The organism is Luteibacter sp. UNCMF331Sha3.1, from assembly GCF_900109915.1.
Taxonomy (GTDB): Bacteria; Pseudomonadota; Gammaproteobacteria; order Xanthomonadales; family Rhodanobacteraceae; genus Luteibacter.
Map to the genome: position 1 here is coordinate 918,013 of NZ_FOBU01000002.1, position 17,682 is coordinate 935,694.

At 66.8% G+C, this 17,682-nt stretch carries 16 protein-coding genes; 15 read left to right on the forward strand and 1 reads right to left on the reverse strand.

Annotated features, from left to right (window positions below):
- The first annotated feature begins 4 nt into the window (after window positions 1-4).
- Window positions 5-796: a hypothetical protein gene (locus tag BMX32_RS12615; protein ID WP_139206720.1), complete on the forward strand. Its 792-nt coding sequence runs from the start codon at window positions 5-7 to the stop codon at window positions 794-796.
- Here the strand turns inward: BMX32_RS12615 and BMX32_RS12620 are convergent.
- The gene (locus BMX32_RS12620) at window positions 793-2,283 is read right to left on the reverse strand and encodes a GGDEF domain-containing protein (protein ID WP_170843646.1); all 1,491 of its coding nucleotides are present in this window, start codon (window positions 2,281-2,283) and stop codon (window positions 793-795) included. The genes BMX32_RS12615 and BMX32_RS12620 overlap by 4 nt on opposite strands.
- A gap of 172 nt (window positions 2,284-2,455) precedes the next feature.
- Between BMX32_RS12620 and BMX32_RS12625 the strand changes: the two genes are divergently transcribed.
- The 14 genes from BMX32_RS12625 to BMX32_RS12690 all read left to right on the forward strand — a co-directional run bounded on the left by BMX32_RS12625 (window position 2,456) and on the right by BMX32_RS12690 (window position 17,551).
- The gene (locus tag BMX32_RS12625) at window positions 2,456-3,346 is read left to right on the forward strand and encodes an AraC family transcriptional regulator (protein WP_089979318.1); all 891 of its coding nucleotides are present in this window, start codon (window positions 2,456-2,458) and stop codon (window positions 3,344-3,346) included.
- A 44-nt stretch (window positions 3,347-3,390) separates the two neighbouring features.
- Complete coding sequence (locus BMX32_RS12630) at window positions 3,391-3,915, forward strand: 2'-5' RNA ligase family protein (RefSeq protein WP_089979320.1); 525 nt, start codon at window positions 3,391-3,393, stop codon at window positions 3,913-3,915.
- A gap of 375 nt (window positions 3,916-4,290) precedes the next feature.
- On the forward strand, window positions 4,291-4,833 hold the full coding sequence (gene rimP, locus BMX32_RS12635; RefSeq protein ID WP_089979321.1) for a ribosome maturation factor RimP: 543 nt from the start codon (window positions 4,291-4,293) through the stop codon (window positions 4,831-4,833).
- A gap of 47 nt (window positions 4,834-4,880) precedes the next feature.
- Window positions 4,881-6,395, forward strand: coding sequence for a transcription termination factor NusA (gene nusA / locus BMX32_RS12640; RefSeq protein WP_089979323.1), 1,515 nt, complete (start codon window positions 4,881-4,883; stop codon window positions 6,393-6,395).
- A 133-nt stretch (window positions 6,396-6,528) separates the two neighbouring features.
- Window positions 6,529-9,417, forward strand: a complete 2,889-nt coding sequence (gene infB / locus BMX32_RS12645) for a translation initiation factor IF-2 (RefSeq protein ID WP_089979325.1) — start codon at window positions 6,529-6,531, stop codon at window positions 9,415-9,417.
- Between the two features lie 78 nt (window positions 9,418-9,495).
- On the forward strand, window positions 9,496-9,867 hold the full coding sequence (gene rbfA / locus BMX32_RS12650; RefSeq protein WP_089979326.1) for a 30S ribosome-binding factor RbfA: 372 nt from the start codon (window positions 9,496-9,498) through the stop codon (window positions 9,865-9,867).
- A 5-nt stretch (window positions 9,868-9,872) separates the two neighbouring features.
- Window positions 9,873-10,790: a tRNA pseudouridine(55) synthase TruB gene (gene truB, locus BMX32_RS12655; protein ID WP_089979328.1), complete on the forward strand. Its 918-nt coding sequence runs from the start codon at window positions 9,873-9,875 to the stop codon at window positions 10,788-10,790.
- 143 nt (window positions 10,791-10,933) lie between these two features.
- Window positions 10,934-11,203, forward strand: coding sequence for a 30S ribosomal protein S15 (gene rpsO, locus BMX32_RS12660; RefSeq protein WP_089979330.1), 270 nt, complete (start codon window positions 10,934-10,936; stop codon window positions 11,201-11,203).
- A gap of 30 nt (window positions 11,204-11,233) precedes the next feature.
- Window positions 11,234-13,339: a polyribonucleotide nucleotidyltransferase gene (pnp, locus tag BMX32_RS12665; RefSeq protein ID WP_089979331.1), complete on the forward strand. Its 2,106-nt coding sequence runs from the start codon at window positions 11,234-11,236 to the stop codon at window positions 13,337-13,339.
- A gap of 230 nt (window positions 13,340-13,569) precedes the next feature.
- On the forward strand, window positions 13,570-14,514 hold the full coding sequence (locus tag BMX32_RS12670) for a poly(R)-hydroxyalkanoic acid synthase subunit PhaE (protein ID WP_170843647.1): 945 nt from the start codon (window positions 13,570-13,572) through the stop codon (window positions 14,512-14,514).
- Window positions 14,511-15,578: a class III poly(R)-hydroxyalkanoic acid synthase subunit PhaC gene (locus tag BMX32_RS12675; protein ID WP_089979335.1), complete on the forward strand. Its 1,068-nt coding sequence runs from the start codon at window positions 14,511-14,513 to the stop codon at window positions 15,576-15,578. The genes BMX32_RS12670 and BMX32_RS12675 overlap by 4 nt, the downstream gene beginning before the upstream one ends.
- Before the next feature lie 2 nt (window positions 15,579-15,580).
- Complete coding sequence (locus BMX32_RS12680) at window positions 15,581-16,072, forward strand: DUF2165 family protein (RefSeq protein WP_280140856.1); 492 nt, start codon at window positions 15,581-15,583, stop codon at window positions 16,070-16,072.
- 55 nt (window positions 16,073-16,127) lie between these two features.
- Window positions 16,128-17,141, forward strand: a complete 1,014-nt coding sequence (mtnA, locus tag BMX32_RS12685) for an S-methyl-5-thioribose-1-phosphate isomerase (protein WP_089979338.1) — start codon at window positions 16,128-16,130, stop codon at window positions 17,139-17,141.
- The gene (locus BMX32_RS12690) at window positions 17,138-17,551 is read left to right on the forward strand and encodes a GtrA family protein (protein WP_244511518.1); all 414 of its coding nucleotides are present in this window, start codon (window positions 17,138-17,140) and stop codon (window positions 17,549-17,551) included. The genes mtnA and BMX32_RS12690 overlap by 4 nt, the downstream gene beginning before the upstream one ends.
- Window positions 17,552-17,682 lie beyond the last annotated feature (131 nt).

Genomic DNA, 17,682 nt, shown 5'->3' on the forward strand with positions numbered 1-17,682 from the left:
GTCCATGGGCCGGCTCCGGAGGGGGCTGGCGGCGATCGCCCTCGCACTGGCGATCGTCGGCTGCAGCCAGGAAGCGATGATCGAGAAGTTCACGCCGCATCCGGAAGCCGAAGAGGCGAAGAAGGCGATCGACGACTGGCGCACGGGGAATCTGACGGATCTTCGCCCGATGCTTGCGCAGGACCTCGCTGCGCAGGTCACGGATGAGCAGTTGGCCGCGATGGTGGCAGCGTTTCCGCATGGCGCGCCGCGTTCCGCCAAGGTGATCGGAGCGACGACGCAATTTCAGTCCGACACCCGCCGGTACGACATCACGTACGAGTACGATTTCGACGGTCGCTGGCTGGTGGCGAGCGCCGTGATCCTGAAGGTCGGCGAGGCCGCGCGGATCGCCGGACTGCACGGGGAGATGCGTTCGCAGTCGATGGAGCAGACCAATGCGTTCACGCTCGCGAACAAGGGCGGACTGCATCTGCTGATGCTGTTCCTCGCCATCGCGGCGCCGGTGTTCTGCGTGGTCGTCTGCGTGGTCTGCGTCCGGACGCCTTTCCGTCGACGGAAAGTAGCGTGGGCGTTATTCACGCTCGTCGGCGTATGCACGGTGCATTTCAACTGGACGACGGGGCAGGCGAACTTCAGTCCTCTCTCGGTCCAGTTGTTGGCCGCATCCACGGCGGCCGCACCTTTCGGTCCCTGGATCCTGGGTGTGTCGCTACCGTTCGGTGCGATCATGTTCCTGATTCGGCGAAAGGCCCTCGTCGCGGCGGCGAAAGCCGCCGGGTCGGCCGCCGCCTAGCCGGCCACCGCGACCTCGGCATCGCCGATGGCGACATAACGATTGCGGCCGGTGCTCTTCGCGACGTAGAGCGCCTGGTCCGCATGCCGCACGAGGTCGCCCGCGTCGGCCGCCATCGCGGTGGCGACGCCGATGCTGACCGTGACCCGGCCGTCGATGCCGTGGTCGTATTCGAGCAGGGCGTCATGGATCGCGCGATTCATGCGTCGGGCCACGACCTGTGCGCCGTCGAGCGGGGCATTCGGAAGCAGCACGATGAATTCCTCGCCGCCGTAGCGGGCGATGAAGTCGGCCGGCCGTCGCAGCGCGCCGGCGAGGAGTCGTGCGACCGCTTTGAGGGCGATGTCGCCCTCGGGGTGGCCTCGCGTGTCGTTGAAGGTCTTGAACAGGTCGACGTCGATCATCAGGGCGCTGATCGGTTTGCCGTCGCGCGCGGCTTCGCGAACGCGTTCGGCGAAGGCCTGGTCGAACGCGCGACGATTCGGAATGCCGGTGAGTTCGTCGAGCAGCGAGACGCGCTCCACGGCGGCGAGGGCATCGGCGAGGCGGTCGCGCGTGCTTGCGAACCAGAACTGCGTCTGCACGACACGCACGACATACACGAGCATCGCCAGGGCGAGCACGACGCGGCCGAAGGTGCCCTGCGATTCCTTGATGCCGAGGCTGAGCGCGAAGATCGCGGCGAGCAGCAGGCCCGGCGCGAAGCCGGCGGCGAGTTGCCGTGCCCACAGGCGCTGCGTCGGTTCGAAGGCCCTGGGGCGCCGGCCCGCGTGCAGCAGGCAGACGAGCGCGGTGAAGGGCAGGGTAGGCAGGATGTCCGCGAGTCGCGCGAAAGCCGGACTGGCCGGATAGAGCTCGTCGTGGTTGTGGAAGCCGGCCGTCAGTGCATACAGGCCGAGAAAGATCGTGGTCAGGCGGAAGAAGCGACGTTCCTTCTCCTCCGACGACGCGAGGGTCCGGATCAGGAAGGTCAGGAAGAGGAAGACGTTCTCGATGTCGAACGCGATGACGACCCAGACCATGTCCTCGCTCTTCAGGAACCCGTCGGCGTCGCGAAGGTCGCGCACGCCGAGGTAGCAGAGGATGACGAGCAACACGAGTAGCGCGCCGTCGACAAGGCGCCGTGACGGCGTCGTCGGTTCGTCCCTCGTCGCGACCGCGGCGTAGAGAAGCGGCAGCCCATAGCTGACGAAGAGCACGTAAGTCGAGATGAGGTTCTGCTCGGTACCCGAGCGCGCGATGGCATAGGCCATGCCCGCCACCCAGCAGGCGAGGCCGAGCACCAGGCTGCCCATGGTGCGTCGTTCGTAGGCGGGAACGCGAAGGCAGGCGACGGCGGCGAACAGCGCCATGCCGGACGCCAGCAGCATCATGTAATACGCCAGTTCCGGCAACTCGCGCCCCACGATCGGCGGGCCGACGACCTGCACGAGTGGCAAGGCCACGAGCAGCGCGCCGTAGCCCAGAAAACGTCCCGGCTTCCCCATACCTGTGCCTTCCTCCCCCTCAAGCGGCGCGCAGGCGTGCATCGTGCCACGAGAAGGGGGGCTAAGCGATGCCGATCCCGTCACCTTGTAGGATTCACAGGTCGGGCGACATATCGCTCATGTCGCAAGATCGGTCGTGCGCCGGCGGGCCACCGTCGCTAGGCTCTGCACCATGTCGCCCACCACCCATCAGCGCTTCCGGCGCGTTCTCGACCACATCGACGGTCACCTCGACGGCGATCTGTCCTTGTCGGTGCTCGCAGGGGTCGCCAGCTGGTCGACCTTCCACTTCCATCGTGCCTTCACGGCACTCACCGGCATGACGGTGCATCGCTACGTGCAGCTGTCGCGCTTCAAGCGCGCGGCGTGGCAGGCGGCGTTCCGGCCGGGAGCGTCGCTGACGGACATCGCCCTCGATGCCGGCTACGAAAGCCAGGATGCCTTCGCGCGGGCGTTTCGCCAGCGTCTCGGTCAAACACCCTCCGCGTTCCGCGAGGCGCCCGACTGGCGCGTCTGGGCGAGCGCGTGGCAAGAACTCGATCAGGTAAGGAGGTTCCACATGCCGCAGGCCCATCGACTGGACGACGTCCGTGTCGTCGATCTCGCTCCCGTCGCCGTCGCGTGCCTTCCGCACGTGGGCGATCCGGCCCGCATCGGCGAATCGGTACGCCGCTTCATCGACTGGCGTCGCGAGAGGGGGCTGTCGCCATCGCGCAGTGCGACGTGGAACATCCTGCACGACGATCCCGGCACGACGCCGCCCGATGCCTTCCGGCTCGACATCTGCGCCACGTGCGACGACGTCGGTCCCAACGACGCGGGCGTGGTGGCGTCGACGATCGAAGGGGGCCGCTGCGCGGTGCTGAGGCATACCGGATCGGACGCGTTGCTTGGCGACGCCATCCGTTTCCTCTACGCGGAATGGCTGGCGTCGAGCGACGAGGAACCACGCGACGCGCCGCTGTTCGTGCGACGCGTGACGTTCTTCCCCGATGTGCCGGAGCACGAGGCGGTGACGGACATCTATCTGCCGCTGGCCGGGCGGAAGGTCTCGCCTTCGTAGATCCGCTCCTACAAGTCAGCCGCAGCCCCGGTTACATTGCCTCCATGGCCCGAACCCTTCTCGCCTTGCTCGTACCCGAAGCCGAACCCCTCGTCGGTGACCTCCGCGACCGCATGGATCCGTCCGCCCGGCGCGGCCTCGGCGCGCACATCACGCTGGTCTACCCGTTCCTCGACAGCGGGGACGTGACGGACGACGTCCTTGAGCGGCTGCGCGGTGTGGTTGCGCGTCACGGGCTCTTCGACTTCCGGCTGGCCGACGTGGGCACGTTTCCGTCGACCGTCTGGCTCGGGCCGACGCCGGCCGATGCGATCGCGCGACTGGTGATCGATCTGCAGGCGTCGTTTCCCGACCGGCCGCGCACGGGCCCCGTCTTCGACGGCTTCGTCCCCCACCTGTCGGTGGCCCGCAACGTGCGCCGGGACCACGAGGCGATCGCCGCGACGTGTCGCGCCAGACTGCTGTCCAGCGGCGCGATCGCCTGTCGAGCCCATGAGGTCCATCTCATGGAACGCGGGAACGACGGGTGGCGGGCGCTGGCGCGGGTTCCGTTGGCCGGAGCGCGCTGAGGGCGGATCCGGGCGGCGAGGGCGGCACGTTTTCGGCAGAATCGGCATGCCGCCGCGCGTCTCGTCCCCGGTGCGCAAAGGATGCCCGACCTTGCGCGGAGGGGCCTTCTTACGATAGAATCAGTGAATCTTAAGCGGTGTTGATGATGGCTGTGGCCTCTCGTCTCCGGCGCTTCAGGAACTTTCTTTTTACAAGAAAGCCTCCTCGTGAGGCTTTTTTGTTGGGCGCACGGAGGCGTCCCGCGACACGACTGTGAGCGCCATCAGGGCATCGCGGCGCACGCAGGAGGAAAGTGTCGGATACATCGGCGAACGAAAGGAATGGGCCGTTCGCGCCCTTTTTTTGTTTCTGGCCATCGGAAAACCGCAGGTAACGTGGATACCAACGCACTTTCACAGAAATTCAGCGACATCGTGGCCGACATGGGCCTCGAGGTGCTGGGCATCGAATTCCTTCCGTCGGGCGGGCAGAGCACGCTGCGCGTGTATCTGGACGTCGTCGAGGCCGAGCGCGAACGCCGCGAGGCCGCCGAGCTGCCCGCCGAGGTGAACGTCGACGACTGCGAAACCGCGAGCCGCGAGTTCTCGGCGTACCTGGACGTTGAAGATCCGATTCCCGGCAACTATGTACTGGAAGTCTCGTCCCCCGGTATCGACCGTCCTCTTTTCAGCCCCGCGCAGTTCGCTCGCGTGGCCGGCGAAGAGGTCAAGGTGCTGTTGAAGGCCCCGATCGAGGGCCGCCGGCGCCTGAAGGGCAACGTCGTGGAAGTCGACGGCGAGCACATCGTGGTCGAGGGCGAGGCCGGCAGATTCGAATTCGAGCATGCGGACGTCGAAAGCGCCCGCGTGGTTCCCGACTGGGTGGCACTCGGCTACGCGCCGCAGCCGAAGCCCGCGGGCGGAAAGAAACCCAAATAACGAAACGATCGGGATGCCGCGGGGCATCCTCACGGGAGTAGCGGGCAATGAGCAAAGAACTTTTGCTGGTAGTCGACGCGGTCGCCAACGAGAAGGGCGTGCCGCGCGAAGTCATTTTCGAAGCCATGGAAGCGGCGCTCGCCTCGGCCGCCAAGAAGCGTTACCCCGATGAAGATCCGGACATCCGGGTCGAGATCGACATGAACACGGGCGACTACGAGACCTTCCGTCGCTGGGAGATCATCGAAGACGACGGCGAGATGGAGGACCCGTCCTTCCAGATCCGCCTGATGGACGCCCAGGACGAGGCCGGCGAAGGCGAAGTCGCCGAGGTCGGCGGCTGGATCGAACACCAGATCGAGAACGCCGAGTTCGGCCGCATCGCCGCGCAGGCCGCGAAGCAGGTCATCGTGCAGCGCGTTCGCGAAGCGGAGCGCCAGCAGGTGGTCGACGCGTTCCGCGACCGCGTGGGCGAACTCGTCACCGGCATCGTCAAGCGCGTCGAGCGCGGCAACGTCTATCTCGACCTCGGCAGCAACGCCGAGGCGTTCATTCCGCGCGACAAGACGATTCCCCGCGAATCGGCCCGCGTCGGCGACCGCGTCCGCGGTTACCTCTACGAAGTGAAATCGGAAATCCGTGGCCCGCAGCTGTTCGTTTCGCGCAGCGCCCCGGAGTTCATGATCGAACTGTTCAAGCTCGAAGTGCCGGAAGTCGGCCAGGGCCTCGTCGAGATCAAGGGCTGCGCCCGCGATCCGGGCGACCGCGCGAAGATCGCCGTGGTGGCTCACGACAGCCGTACCGATCCCATCGGCGCGTGCATCGGCATGCGCGGTTCGCGCGTGCAGGCGGTGTCGAACGAGCTCAACGGCGAGCGCGTCGACATCATCCTGTGGCACGAGAACCAGGCGCAGTACGTCATCAACGCGATGGCGCCGGCCGAAGTCCAGTCGATCATCATGGATGAAGAGAAGCACTCGATGGACATCGCGGTGGCCGAGGACAAGCTTTCCCAGGCGATCGGTCGCGGTGGCCAGAACGTGCGCCTCGCCAGCAAGCTCACCGGCTGGCAGCTCAACGTGATGACGCAGGACCAGGTCACCGCCAAGAGCGAGGCCGAGCAGGCCGCCGCCCTGGCGCTGTTCCAGGACAAGCTCGAAGTCGACGAAGAAATCGCCAGCATCCTCGTGCAGGAAGGCTTCTCGTCCGTCGAGGAAATCGCGTACGTGCCGAGCGCCGAGCTGCTCGCCGTGGAAGGCTTCGACGAGGACATCGTCGAGGAACTCCGCGCCCGCGCCCGCGACGCGCTGCTCACCGAGGCCCTGGCGGCCGAGGAAGGCATCGACGAGAACGGTCCGTCGGCGGAGCTGCTGGAACTGGATGGCATGGACGAACCCACCGCCTTCGCGCTCGCCGAGCGCAACGTGAAGACGCTCGACGACCTGGGCGACCTCGCCGTCGACGAGCTGATCGATATCGAAGGCATGACCGAGGAACGCGCATCGCAGCTGATCATGGCCGCGCGCGCTCCGATGATCGCCCGACTGGAGAAGGGCGGCTAAGCGCGAATCCGGACGCGCCCTGGAAGGGCGCCTCGAGGGGAATCGAGAGATTTCCCGCCAGGGATGGAGGCAGCCGTACGGGTCATCGACGGCACGTATGGTTACGCGCGGGAACGGCGGAGAATAAAGAACGATGTCGGACGTCACTATCAAACAACTGGCACAGGTCCTGGAAATGCCAGTCGAGAAGCTCCTTGGGCAGCTCGATCAGGCCGGGATGAAATTCAACGATGCGGATCAGGTGATCAGCAGCACCGAAAAGGTGAAGCTGCTCGGTTTCCTGCGCCGCACGCATGGCAAGAACGAGGCCGCACCCGAAGCGGACGACTCGGCGCCGCGCCAGATCACCCTCAAGCGCCGCACGGTCGGCGAGCTGAAGGTGAACTCGGGCACGGGCCGTGGCGCCGGTCCGGCCAAGACGGTCAACGTCGAAGTCCGCGCCAAGCGCACGTACGTCAAGCGCAGCTCCATCGCCGAAGACGCCTCGCACGATCCGGAACGCGAAGACGCCACGCGCAAGCTGGCCGAATCGCAGGCCCAGCGCGAGCACGAAGAAGCGCAGCGCCACGAGGAAGCCGAGGCGCGTCGCCAGGCCGAGGAAGCACGCCTGCACGCCGAAGCCGAAGCACGTCGCCACGCGGAAGAAGCCGCCGAAGCACGCCGCCAGGCCGAAGAAGCCGCTGCCGAACAGGCGCGTGCCGAACAGGCGCGCGTCGCGGCATCGGCTGCGAGCGACGCCGAGGCACCGGCCGCTGCCCCCGCACCGGCGGCTCCCGCCGCGGCGACGGGCGACGATGGCGTCGGCCATCAGACGGCCAAGCTCGATACGCGTTCGCTGGGCATGATCCTGCCGCGCATCCACGAGCCGCGGAAGCGCGAGCGCGTGGTCTCGAAACCCACGCCGCCGCCGGCACCCGCACCGGCGCCCGCGCCGGTCGCGGCGGCGCCCGTGCGTCCGGCCGCTCCGTCGGCCGCGCGTCCGGCACCGTCCTCGTCGGCCGCACCGTCGGGCGACCGCGGTGCCGCGCGTCCGAAGCACAGCGGCGGTGGCGGTAACAACGCCGGCAGCGGTCGCGGTGATCGCGAAGCGGGCGGCAAGCGTTTCGCCGCCGGCGAACTGCACCTGTCCGATGCCGATCGCGCGCGCCGCTCCAGCAACAACCGTCGCGGCGGCGGCAAGGTCCGCGGTCGCGCGGAAGCCTCCCGCGGCAGCGCGTCCTCGGGCGGTCCGCACGGCTTCACGCGTCCCACCGCCGCGGTGGTTCGCGACGTGGTGATCGGCGACAACAACCTCGTCACCGACCTCGCGCAGAAGATGGCCGTGAAGGGCGCCGAGGTGGTGAAGGCGCTGTTCAAGATGGGCGTCATGGCGACCATCAACCAGACGATCGACCACGACACCGCGGCGCTCGTCGTCGAAGAACTGGGTCACAACCCGGTCCGCGCGACCGAGAACGACGCGGAAGCCGCGCTCGCCTCGCACACCCAGAGCGTCGAGCTCGACGGTGAGAAGGTCTCGCGTCCGCCGGTCGTCACGATCATGGGTCACGTCGATCACGGCAAGACCTCGCTGCTCGATTACATCCGCCGCACCAAGGTCGCCTCGGGCGAAGCGGGCGGCATCACGCAGCACATCGGTGCGTACCACGTCGAAACCAGCCGTGGCGTCATCACGTTCCTCGATACCCCGGGCCATGCGGCGTTCACGTCGATGCGCGCCCGCGGTGCGCAGTCCACGGACATCGTGGTGCTCGTGGTCGCTGCCGACGACGGCGTCATGCCGCAGACGCAGGAAGCCGTGAAGCACGCGCGCGCCGCCAAGGTGCCGCTCATCGTGGCGCTGAACAAGATGGACAAGTCCGACGCGAACCCGGACCACGTGAAGCAGGGCCTCGCCAACCTGGAAGTCATTCCGGAAGAGTGGGGCGGCGACACGCCGTTCGTGCCGCTGTCGGCCAAGACCGGCGACGGTATCGACGCGCTGCTCGACGCCATTTCGATCCAGGCCGAGATCATGGAGCTCAAGGCCGTGGCCGATGGCCCCGCCTCGGGCGTGGTGATCGAGTCCAGCCTCGATCGCGGTCGCGGTCCGGTAGCGACGGTGCTCGTGCAGCAGGGCACGCTGAAGAAGGGCGACTTCGTCGTCTGCGGTGTCGAATACGGCCGCATGCGCGCGCTCGTCGACGAAACCGGCAAGCAGGTCAACGAGGCCGGCCCGTCGATCCCGGTGCAGGTGCTCGGTCTGTCCGGCGTGCCGGAATCGGGTGACGACTTCGTCGCCGTGAAGGACGAGCGCCTGGCGCGCGAAGTGGCGGCCGAGCGTCAGCTCAAGCGTCGCGAGACGCGCCTGGTGTCGAAGTCGAACCGCCTGGAAGACATCATGGCCCAGATGGGTCGTGGCGAAGGCCAGCAGACCCTCAACATCCTGGTCAAGGCCGATGTGCAGGGTTCGGTCGAAGCGCTGCGCGAGTCGCTCACGCAGATCGGCAACGACCTGGTGAAGGTCAACGTGATCTCGTCCGGCGTGGGCGGCATCACCGAGTCGGAAGCGACGCTGGCGGCGGCTTCGAAGGCGCTGATCATCGGCTTCAACGTCCGTGCCGACGCGTCGGCACGCAAGGTGATCGACACCAACGGTCTCGACGTCCGTTACTTCTCGATCATCTACGACGTCATCGATCAGGTGAAGCAGGCGGCCTCGGGCCTCCTGGGCGTGGAGATCCGCGAAGAGATCATCGGTATCGCGCAGGTTCGCGACGTGTTCCGTTCGTCGAAGTTCGGCGCGGTCGCGGGCTGCATGGTCACCGAAGGTCACGTCAAGCGCTCCAAGCCGATCCGCGTGCTGCGCGACAACGTCGTCGTGTTCCAGGGCGAGCTGGAATCGCTCCGCCGCTTCAAGGAGCTGGTGGACGAAGTCCGCAACGGCATGGAATGCGGTATCGCCGTCAAGCAGTACAACGACGTCAAGGTGGGCGACCAGATCGAGTGCTTCGAGCGCATCGAAGTGCCCCGCACGCTGTAATCGTCTGCAATGCGCCTCCCCGGCGAACGCCGGGGAGGCTTTATTCGTTTATGCACCCTCATAAAGCTGGAGGCGGATATGCCGTCCCGTGATTTCAAACGTACCGACCGCGTGTCCGCCCAGCTTCGCCGCGAAATCGGCGAACTGGTGCATGCCGCCGTGCGCGACCACGCGCTGCCGTCGGCCAGCGTGTCCGATGTGGAAGTGACCCGCGACCTCGACTGGGCCACCGTCTGGGTCACGGCGTTGATGCCCGGCCAGTCGGGCGAGGTCGTCAAGGCGCTGAAGGAGCTCGCACCCGAGTTCCGCCATGCGCTGTCCAAGTCGATGATCCTGCGTAAAGTGCCGCAGCTTAAGTTCAAGTACGACGAGTCGGTCGACAACGGCGAGCGCATCGAGCGCCTGCTGCGCGACAACCCCGTGCCACCGGCAGACCCCTCCGAAGATTGACGTCCTTGAACCGTCGTTCATTCCGTGACATCCACGGCATCCTGCTTCTGGACAAGCCGCTGGGCCTGAGCTCCAACCAGGCGTTGCAGACGGCGCGCCGCCTGGTGGGCGCCGCCAAGGGCGGCCATACCGGCAGCCTCGATCCGCTGGCCACCGGGTTGCTGCCGCTCTGCTTCGGCGAAGCCACCAAGATCGCCGGCTGGCTGCTCGGCTCCCGCAAGGCCTACGAGGCCGAGGTCAGGCTGGGCCAGACCACCACCACCGCCGATCTCGAGGGCGACGTGGTCGAGACCCGTCCCGTCCCCGCCTTGTCCGATGCCGACATCGAAGCCGCGCTCGCGCCGCTCCGCGGCCGCATCGTGCAGGTGCCGCCCGCCTATTCCGCCATCAAGCAGGACGGCGTGCCGCTGTACGTACGGGCGCGCCGCGGCGAGGTGGTGGACGTGCCGTCCCGCGAGGTCGACGTCTACCGTCTCGACGTGATCGGGCGCGAGGGCGACGTCCTTCGCCTGCACGTGGAGTGCGGCTCGGGTACCTACGTACGCAGCCTCGCGGTCGACCTCGGCGCCCATCTCGGCTGCGGCGCCCACCTGACCGGCCTGCGCCGGCTCTGGGTCGAGCCCTTCATGGCACCCGCCATGGTGACGCTGGACGACTTGCGCGAGGCCGCCGAATCGGGTCCCGATCCGCTCGAGGCCTGCCTCCTGCCCGTGGACGCGGGCCTGGCGCACATCCCCCGGATCGACCTCGATCCGGCACGGACCCGTGTCCTCGGCTTCGGCCAGCCGGTGCCCCTCGGGGCCGGCACGGCCACCGGCCGGTGCGGGGTGTGGGGCGCCGATGGCCGTCTCATGGCCCTTGGCGACGTCGACGCGGAGGGCGTGCTCCGCGTCCTTCGCGGGTTCAATCTGCCGGCGCCCTGACCGGGCTTGTTGCCGCTACGCGCAGGACGTTACAATTACGTGCTCGTTTAACAGCTTTCATCAAAGCGAGGCTTGCGCAACTTCATCGGTGGCCGTTGAGGTTGCGCAAGTCTCGCATCCGCTTTTTTAAGGAATCGATACACATGTCGCTCACCGTCGAACAGACCAGCCAGATCATCAAGGACTTCGGTCGCAAGGAAAACGACACCGGCTCGACCGAAGTCCAGGTCGCGCTGCTGTCCGCGAACATCACCGCGCTGCAGGATCACTTCCAGGCGCACAAGCAGGACCACCACTCGCGTCGCGGTCTGCTGAAGATGGTCAACAAGCGCAAGACGCTGCTGGCCTATCTCAAGAAGAGCGACCTCGCTCGCTACCAGACCCTCATCGAACGCCTCGGCCTGCGCCGCTAAACCACCGGATCAGGACGAGGAGACAACGAAGTGGCGAAAGTAACCAAGTCATTCCAGTACGGTAGTCACGAAGTCACGCTGGAGACGGGCGAAATCGCCCGCCAGGCGTCCGGTGCGGTCATGGTCAGCATGGGCGGCACCGTCGTCCTGGTGACGGTCGTCGCCGCCCCCAAGGCGCGCGAAGGCCAGGACTTCTTCCCGCTCACGGTCGACTACATGGAGAAGTTCTACTCCGCGGGTCGCATCCCGGGTGGCTTCTTCAAGCGCGAAGGCCGCCCGACCGAGAAGGAGACGCTCACTTCGCGTCTTATCGATCGTCCGCTTCGTCCGCTGTTCCCGGAAGAGTTCCGCAACGAGATCCAGGTCATCGCACAGGTCGTGTCGCTGAACCCGGAAGTCGACGGTGACATCCCGGCGCTCATCGGTGCCTCGGCCGCCATGTCGCTCGCCGGCGTGCCCTTCAAGGGCCCGATCGGTGCCGCGCGCGTCGGTTACGCCAACGGCCAGTACATCCTCAACCCGACCGCCACGCAGCTGAAGACCTCGGACCTCGACCTCGTCGTGGCCGGCACGTCCAGCGCCGTGATGATGGTCGAGTCGGAAGCCAAGCTGCTCAGCGAAGACGTGATGCTCGGCTCGGTGGTCTTCGGCCACCAGCAGATGCAGATCGCCATCGACACGATCAACGCCTTCGTCGCCGAAGCCGGCGCCAAGACGTTCAAGTGGGAAGCCCCGGCCGCGAAGACGGCGCTGTACGACGCGGTCAAGGCCGCGGTCGGCAACCGTTTCTCGGAAGCCTTCCAGATCCGCGACAAGCTGGCCCGTCGCGACGTCATCAGCGCGCTGAAGAGCGACGTCAAGGCCGCCATCGCCGCCGACGCCGAAGCCAATGGCTGGACCGATGGCGACATCGGCAACGCCTTCGGTGAAGTCGAGTACCGCACCCTGCGCGACGGCGTGCTCAGCACGAAGGTCCGCATCGACGGTCGCCAGCTCGACGACGTCCGCCCGATCACCGTCCGCGTCGGCGTCCTGCCGCGCACGCACGGCTCGGCGCTGTTCACTCGCGGCGAGACGCAGGCCCTGGTCGTCGCCACGCTCGGCACGACGCGCGACTCGCAGATCATCGACGCGCCGGAAGGCGAGTGGAAGGACACGTTCCTGTTCCACTACAACTTCCCCCCGTTCTCGGTGGGCGAAACCGGCCGCGTGGGCAGCCCGAAGCGTCGCGAAGTCGGTCACGGCCGTCTCGCCAAGCGCGGCGTGCAGGCCGTCAAGCCGACGATCGAAGAGTTCCCGTATGTCGTCCGCGTCGTCTCGGAAATCACCGAGTCGAACGGTTCCTCGTCGATGGCCTCGGTGTGCGGTTCCTCGCTCGCCATGATGGACGCCGGCGTGCCGCTCAAGGCCGCCGTCGCCGGTATCGCGATGGGCCTGGTGAAGGAAGGCAACGACTTCGTCGTGCTCTCCGACATCCTGGGTGACGAAGACCACCTCGGCGACATGGACTTCAAGGTGGCTGGTACCGCCGATGGCGTGTCCGCGCTGCAGATGGACATCAAGGTCGACGGCATCACCGAAGAGATCATGCGCACGGCGCTGGCCCAGGCCAAGCGCGGTCGCCTGCACATCCTCGGCGAAATGGCCAAGTGCATCACCGAAGCCCGCTCGGAAATGAGCGAGTTCGCGCCGCGCCTGCTGACGATCAAGATCCACCCGGACAAGATCCGCGAAGTGATCGGCAAGGGTGGCGCCACCATCCGTTCGATCACGGAAGAGACGGGCACCACGATCGACATCACGGACGACGGCAACGTCGTGATCGCCTCCGTCAATCGCGAAGCCGCCGAAGCCGCGCGCAAGCGCATCGAGCAGATCGTTTCGGACGTCGAGCCGGGCCGCATCTACGAAGGCAAGGTCGCCAAGCTGATGGACTTCGGTGCATTCGTCACGATCATGCCGGGCAAGGACGGTCTCGTTCACGTCTCGCAGATTTCCAGCGAGCGCGTCGAGAAGGTCTCCGACAAGCTGAAGGAAGGCGACATCGTCAAGGTCAAGGTCCTCGAAGTCGACAAGCAGGGCCGCATCCGCCTGTCGATGAAGGCCGTTACCGAAGAAGAAAGCGCCGCGGGCTGATCCAGCCCTCCGGTGTAACGACGAAGCCCGGCATCGCGAGATGTCGGGCTTCGTCGTTTCTGGTGGGAGCCAGCCTGCTGGCGATGGGGGCTCGCGACAAGCACCCATCGCCAGCAGGCTGGCTCCCACCGGGGCTCGCTGCGATGTCGCTGTGTCGGTGCGCTGCAAGCCGTGAGCCGATCGCACCGGCGAGACCGCGGTGGCGGGCAAGCTCGCGGTACCATGGGCGCATGTCCGATAAACCGCACGATTTCATCGATCAGTACCAGGCGTGGGTCCGTGACGGGGTCCAGGCGTGGTCGCGCCAGTTCGATCCGCAGGGCGTGCCCACGGAGATGCCTTCCGCCGACATCATGGGCCGTCTGTTTGCCGGCCTGGGTGGCTTCGGCGACTGGATGCAGTCCTTCGCCGGCGGTCAGTCGCCCATGGGCGCGTTCGGGCACGGCGGCCCCGGCATGCCGCCGTTTGGTTACGGCCCTCCGCCGGGTGCCGGGGCGCCGGATCGCGAGCGCTTCGACGAATGGGCGAAAGCGGCCAACGAGGCGCTGTCGTTACCGGCGTTCGGGCTGACCCGTGAGCAGCAGGAGGAACAGCAGGCGCTGATTCGCGCATGGATCGATTACGCAGGGCATTACCAGCGCTACCAGACCTTGCTGCAGGGCGTTCACGAGCGCGCGAACGCGGCGTTGCGCGAGCAGGGGCCACCCACGGACGCCGAGTCGATGCGCTCCGTCTACGATCGCTGGGTGAACCTCGCCGAGGAGAGCTACGCGGAAGCCGCGCTGTCGGCGGAATTCCGCGAGGTGTACGCGTCCCTCGTCAACGCGCAGATGCATCTGAAGATGTTGCAGCAACGTCAGGTGGAGCGCGCCGCTACGCAGGCCGGCATGCCCACGCGGACGGAGGTCGACAGCCTCGGCGAACGCCTGCAGGCCGTGCGCCGCGAGCTCCGTCACATGCAGAGCCTCAAGGCCGAAGTGGAAGCGCTGCGCGCGGAAGTGGCCGCGCTGCGCGGTGCGGCTGCGCCTGCGAAGGCAGCAACCAAGGCGAAGGCAGCGAAGCCGGCGAATGTCGCCAGGGCCGCGGCGCCTGCAAAGACGGCGAAGTCTGCAAACGCCGCAAAGCCTGCAAAACCGGCGAAACCTGCGAAGCCTGCAAAGGCCGCGAAGCGATGAACCTGCCGCCGTTTCCGTTCGATCCGCAGCGGGCGCAAGCCGAAATGGAAGCGTTTCGCCGCAAGCTCGAAGCCGGCATGGAGGCGCTCAAGCGCGTCGGTCCGATCGAGCTCGGCACGACGCCGCGCGAGGCGGTCTACACCGAAGACAAGCTGACGCTCTGGCACTTCAAGGGCGACACGCCGCCGACGTCGAAAACGCCGCTGCTGATCTGCTACGCGCTGGTGAATACCCCCTGGATGGTCGACCTGCAGGAAGACCGCTCCATGGTGCGCAACCTGCTCGCGCAGGGCGAGGACGTGTATCTCGTCGACTGGGGTTATCCGGATGGCGCGGATCGGTGGCTTACCCTCGAGGACTATATCGACGGCTATCTCGATCGCTGCGTCGACGCCATTCGCGCGCGCCACGGCATCGACGCGCTGAACCTGCTGGGGATCTGCCAGGGCGGGGTGTTCTCGCTGTGCTACGCCGCGCTGCATCCGGAGAAGGTGCGCAACCTGGTGACGATGGTGACGCCGGTGGATTTCCACACGCCGGACAACATGCTCTCGCACTGGGCACGCAACGTCGACATCGATCTGTTCGTCGATACGGTGGGCAACGTGCCTGCCGACGTCATGAACTTCGCGTACCTCACCCTCAAGCCGATACGGCTGAACCAGCAGAAGTACGTCGGCCTCGTCGACATCCTCGACAACCCGAAGGAACTGGAGAATTTCCTTCGCATGGAAAAGTGGATCTTCGACTCGCCCGACCAGGCGGGTGAGGCGTTCCGCGAGTTCGCGCGCGATTTCTTCCAGAAGAACCAGCTCATGTCGGGCGAGGCCCGCATCGGCGGGCGCCCCATCGACCTGAAGAACATCACGCAGCCCGTGCTGAACATCTACGCGGAGCAGGATCACCTCGTGCCGCCGGCCGCGTCCGCACCGCTGGGCGATCTGATCGGCAGCGACGACTACACCGCGCTGGCCTTCCAGGGCGGACACATCGGTATCTACGTGTCGGGACGCGCACAGAAGCTGGTGCCGCCCGCCATCCACACGTGGCTCGCCGACCGGTGACGGTGCGCCTGTCGAAAGTCGCAATGAGCCTGGCGCTCGCTGCGTTCGCGCTGGTCGTCACGTACGACAACCTCGTGGATTACGGTTCGAACTTCGCGTTCGTGCGCCACGTGCTTTCGATGGACAGCACCTTTCCGGGCAACGCGCTGATGGATCGCGCGATCGTCACGCCGGCACTCTGGCACATCGGTTACGCGTCGATCATCGCCGGCGAAGGGGCGACGGGCGTCCTGCTTCTCGTCGGCGCCGTGGCGCTCTGGCGTGCGCGGCATGCGAGTGGCGTCGCGTTCCAGCGAGCCAAGCGATGGGTCGCCGCGGGATGCACGATGGGCTTCCTGGTCTGGTTCTTCGGCTTCATGGTCGTCGGCGGCGAATGGTTCGCGATGTGGCAGTCGACGACGTGGAACGGGCAGGAGGGAGCGTTCCGTTTCTACATGCCGTTACTGGCCGTTCTGGTCTTCGTGAACCAGCCCGACGCCGATCCGGAACGCTGACGCCTTCCGAGACTCGCCGTCCGCGCCGACAGCGGCCCCATGCGATAATTCACCGATGACTACGAACGCCTCCCACGATTCCATCCGTGCCGTGCAGTGGCACGGCGACCGCCTGCGCCTGCTCGACCAGCGCCGCCTGCCGGCCGAGGAACTCTGGTTCGATTGCGTCACCGCCGACGAAGTCACCCGCGCCATTCGCGACCTCGCCGTGCGCGGTGCGCCAGCCATCGGCATCGCGGCCGCCTGGGGTGTCGTGCTGGCCGCGCAGGCGGGCGTCGACCTCCCCGTGGCGATGTCGACCCTGCGCGCCGCGCGCCCGACCGCGGTGAACCTCATGTGGGCGCTGGACCGCATGAACCTGCGTGTTCTCGAAGGTGCCGACGCGGCGGCTCTCGAGCGCGAAGCACAGGCGATCCAGGACGAAGACCTCGCCGCCAATCGGCACATGGGCGAACTCGGTGCCGCGCTCATCGAGCCGGGCTCGCACGTGCTCACCCACTGCAACACGGGTTCGCTCGCCACGGCCGGCTACGGCACGGCGTTGGGCGTGATCCGCGCGGGTGTCGCCATGGGTCACATCGAGCAGGTGTACGCCGGCGAAACGCGGCCCTGGCAGCAGGGCGCGCGCCTCACCATGTGGGAGCTCGTGCGCGATGGCATTCCTGCGCGCCTGATCGCGGATTCGGCGGCGTCACACCTGATGAAGGACGGCAAGGTGAAGTGGGTGATCGTGGGCGCCGACCGCATCGCGGCCAACGGCGACACCGCCAACAAGATCGGCACGTACCAGCTCGCGATCGCGGCGCGCCACCACGGCGTGAAGTTCATGGTCGTGGCGCCGTCGACGACCGTGGACATGGCCACGGCCGATGGTGCGGACATCGAAATCGAGCTGCGCGACGCGACCGAACTGCTCTCCGTGGGCGGCACGCGCACGGTGATCGAAGGCGCGGAGGCGTGGAACCCGGTGTTCGACGTGACGCCAGCCGAGCTCATCGATGCGATCGTCACCGAGCGCGGCGTCATCCTCAAGCCGGACGAAGAGCAGATGCGGATCCTGTTTCCGTGAAGCACCTGCGCCGCGAGGTCGCCCTGTTCGCGATCGGCGGCATCCTCGGCCTCTGCGTCGACGCGGGCATCGCGCAGGGGCTGGTCGGTCTGGCAGGCTGGAACGTCTACACGGCGCGCGTCGTCTCGTTTCTCAGCGCCGCCACGGTCACGTGGTGGTGGAATCGCCGACACACCTTCGCGCACCGCGATTCCGGGCGCGGGCGACGCGCGGAATGGTTCCACTGGATGGGCCTGATGGCACTCGGTGCGGTCGTCAATAACGGTGTCTACGTGCTGGCGTTCCGGCTGTTTCCTGGCCTCCACGCATGGCCCGCGGCAGCGGTGGCGGCAGGGTCGGCCGCCGGCGCCGTGGCGAATTTCGCACTGGCGCGCGCGGTGCTTTTCCGGGCGCCCAAATCATCGCCGTAAGCCATTGATTTTACGGACTTTTTAGCTGTCATTTCCACGTCGGTTGTGCTACAATCGACGGGTTGAGTCGGCGGCGTCGCGCCAAGCGCGAACGACGTGGCCGGCGGGGGCACTCACGCAACATCCAGGAA

Excerpts from the sequence above, each read along its gene's own strand:
- mtnA (WP_089979338.1), top strand. The coding sequence starts at position 16,128 with ATGACTACGAACGCCTCCCACGATTCCATCCGTGCCGTGCAGTGGCAC.
- BMX32_RS12620 (WP_170843646.1), bottom strand. The coding sequence starts at position 2,283 with ATGGGGAAGCCGGGACGTTTTCTGGGCTACGGCGCGCTGCTCGTGGCC.
- infB (WP_089979325.1), top strand. The coding sequence starts at position 6,529 with ATGTCGGACGTCACTATCAAACAACTGGCACAGGTCCTGGAAATGCCA.
- BMX32_RS12630 (WP_089979320.1), top strand. The coding sequence starts at position 3,391 with ATGGCCCGAACCCTTCTCGCCTTGCTCGTACCCGAAGCCGAACCCCTC.
- BMX32_RS12675 (WP_089979335.1), top strand. The coding sequence starts at position 14,511 with ATGAACCTGCCGCCGTTTCCGTTCGATCCGCAGCGGGCGCAAGCCGAA.
- rbfA (WP_089979326.1), top strand. The coding sequence starts at position 9,496 with ATGCCGTCCCGTGATTTCAAACGTACCGACCGCGTGTCCGCCCAGCTT.
- BMX32_RS12625 (WP_089979318.1), top strand. The coding sequence starts at position 2,456 with ATGTCGCCCACCACCCATCAGCGCTTCCGGCGCGTTCTCGACCACATC.
- rpsO (WP_089979330.1), top strand. The coding sequence starts at position 10,934 with ATGTCGCTCACCGTCGAACAGACCAGCCAGATCATCAAGGACTTCGGT.
- BMX32_RS12670 (WP_170843647.1), top strand. The coding sequence starts at position 13,570 with ATGTCCGATAAACCGCACGATTTCATCGATCAGTACCAGGCGTGGGTC.
- BMX32_RS12615 (WP_139206720.1), top strand. The coding sequence starts at position 5 with ATGGGCCGGCTCCGGAGGGGGCTGGCGGCGATCGCCCTCGCACTGGCG.
- nusA (WP_089979323.1), top strand. The coding sequence starts at position 4,881 with ATGAGCAAAGAACTTTTGCTGGTAGTCGACGCGGTCGCCAACGAGAAG.